A 2,500-nucleotide genomic window follows, 5' to 3' on the forward strand; every position below is an offset into this window, starting at 1 on the left:
ATGCGGGCTATATGTTTGGTTGCGGGGGCAGGATTTGAACCTGCGGCCTTCAGGTTATGAGCCTGACGAGCTACCGGGCTGCTCCACCCCGCGTCCAGCGCAAATCCCTTTGGGATTTGTCGCGGCTACGCAAAGCGCGTGCGCTTTGCGGATCTGTGCCGAGCAAATTGCGAAGCAATTTGTCTCGTGTTTATGAGGCACCAAACACAAAAGGCCGCTTTGATAGCGGCCCTTTGATCGGCTTTGGGCCGTAGAGTTTGCGAAGAGAAGATTTGTTTTTCACGAGTTGCGTTTAGCAGACCTGGCAGCGACCGACTCTCCCGCGTCTTAAGACGAAGTACCATAGGCGCTGGGGCGTTTCACGGCCGTGTTCGGAAAGGGAACGGGTGCAGCCACCCCGCCATGACCACCAGGTCAGCGAAGCGCAACTTGTGTGAGAAGCTGGTGATGTTTTCACATCGTTTTGTTTTTGAACACGTCTTCAGCATCATCACCCGAACAAACACTGTCGTGTTTGCCGGCGATGAGCATAGTCAATGAGAACGATCAAGCCAATCGAGCTATTAGTACCGGTAAGCTTCATGCGTTGCCGCACTTCCACACCCGGCCTATCAACGTGGTCGTCTTCCACGGCTCTGATAGGGAACACTCGTTTCCAGGTGGGTTTCCCGCTTAGATGCCTTCAGCGGTTATCCCGTCCATATATAGCTACCCTGCTATGCCCTTGGCAGGACAACAGGTCCACCAGAGATATGTCCATCCCGGTCCTCTCGTACTAGGGACAGATCCTGTCAATATTCCTACACCCACGGCAGATAGGGACCGAACTGTCTCACGACGTTCTGAACCCAGCTCACGTACCGCTTTAATTGGCGAACAGCCAAACCCTTGGGACCTGCTCCAGCCCCAGGATGCGATGAGCCGACATCGAGGTGCCAAACAACCCCGTCGATATGGACTCTTGGGGGTCATCAGCCTGTTATCCCCGGCGTACCTTTTATCCGTTGAGCGATGGCCCTTCCACGCGGGACCACCGGATCACTATGACCGACTTTCGTCTCTGCTCGACTTGTCAGTCTCGCAGTCAGGCGGGCTTATGCCATTGCACTCGACGACCGATTTCCGACCGGTCTGAGCCCACCATCGCGCGCCTCCGTTACTCTTTCGGAGGCGACCGCCCCAGTCAAACTACCCACCATACACTGTCCCGGACCCGGATAACGGGCCGCGGTTAGACATCCATGACGATAAGGGTGGTATTTCAAGGATGGCTCCACAGAAACTGGCGTCCCTGCTTCAAAGCCTACCACCTATCCTACACATGCCGACACGAATGCCAGTGTAAAGCTATAGTAAAGGTGCACGGGGTCTTTCCGTCTGACCGCAGGAACCCCGCATCTTCACGGGGAATTCAATTTCACTGAGTCTATGTTGGAGACAGCGGGGAAGTCGTTACGCCATTCGTGCAGGTCGGAACTTACCCGACAAGGAATTTCGCTACCTTAGGACCGTTATAGTTACGGCCGCCGTTTACTGGGGCTTCGATTCAAAGCTTGCACCTCTCCTCTTAACCTTCCAGCACCGGGCAGGCGTCAGACCCTATACGTCGTCTTGCGACTTCGCAGAGCCCTGTGTTTTTGATAAACAGTCGCTACCCCCTGGTCTGTGCCACCCCACAAGAGTTGCCTCATATGGGGTCACGCTTCTTCCGAAGTTACGCGTGCAATTTGCCGAGTTCCTTCAACATAGTTCTCTCAAGCGCCTTGGTATACTCTACCTGACCACCTGTGTCGGTTTCGGGTACGGTCTATACGGTGGAGCTATTTCCTGGAACCGCTCCGCTGCCCATCCAATCCAATAAGAATGAACAACTTGTGCGATCCGTCACTTCCACCAGGCCCACGAATATTAACGTGGTTCCCATCGACTACGCGTGTCCGCCTCGTCTTAGGGGCCGGCTAACCCTGCTCAGATTAACTTTAAGCAGGAACCCTTGGTCTTTCGGCGAGAGGGTCTCTCACCCTCTTTATCGTTACTCATGTCAACATTCGCACTTCCGATACCTCCAGGACCCCTCACAGGTATCCCTTCATCAGCTTACGGAACGCTCCGCTACCACTCCTCAAAGAGGAATCCTCAGCTTCGGTGCATGGCTTTAGCCCCGTTACATTTTCGGCGCAAAGACCCTTATTTAGACCAGTGAGCTGTTACGCTTTCTTTAAATGATGGCTGCTTCTAAGCCAACATCCTGGTTGTTTTGGGATCCTCACATCCTTTCCCACTTAGCCATGACTTGGGGACCTTAGCTGGAGGTTAGGGTTGTTGCCCTTTTCACGACGGACGTTAGCACCCGCCGTGTGTCTGCCTGGTAGTACTTCCCGGTATTCGGAGTTTGGTTAGGATCAGTAAGACGGTGAGTCCCCATAGCCCATCCAGTGCTCTACCCCCGGGAGTATTCGCCAGACGCTCTACCTAAATAGATTTCGCGGAGAACCAGCTA

Annotated in this window: 1 tRNA gene and 2 rRNA genes (1 of these 3 cut by a window edge); all 3 read right to left on the reverse strand. The window is 54.1% G+C overall.

Annotated features, from left to right (window positions below):
* Nucleotides 1-16 precede the first annotated feature (16 nt).
* Nucleotides 17-93, reverse strand: a tRNA-Met gene (locus FHX06_RS35405).
* A 206-nt stretch (nt 94-299) separates the two neighbouring features.
* A 5S ribosomal RNA gene (rrf, locus tag FHX06_RS35410) occupies nt 300-414 on the reverse strand.
* A 128-nt stretch (nt 415-542) separates the two neighbouring features.
* A 23S ribosomal RNA gene (locus FHX06_RS35415) occupies nt 543-2,500 on the reverse strand; it runs 841 nt beyond the window's last position.

The organism is Rhizobium sp. BK512, from assembly GCF_014194915.1.
Classification (GTDB): Bacteria; Pseudomonadota; Alphaproteobacteria; order Rhizobiales; family Rhizobiaceae; genus Rhizobium.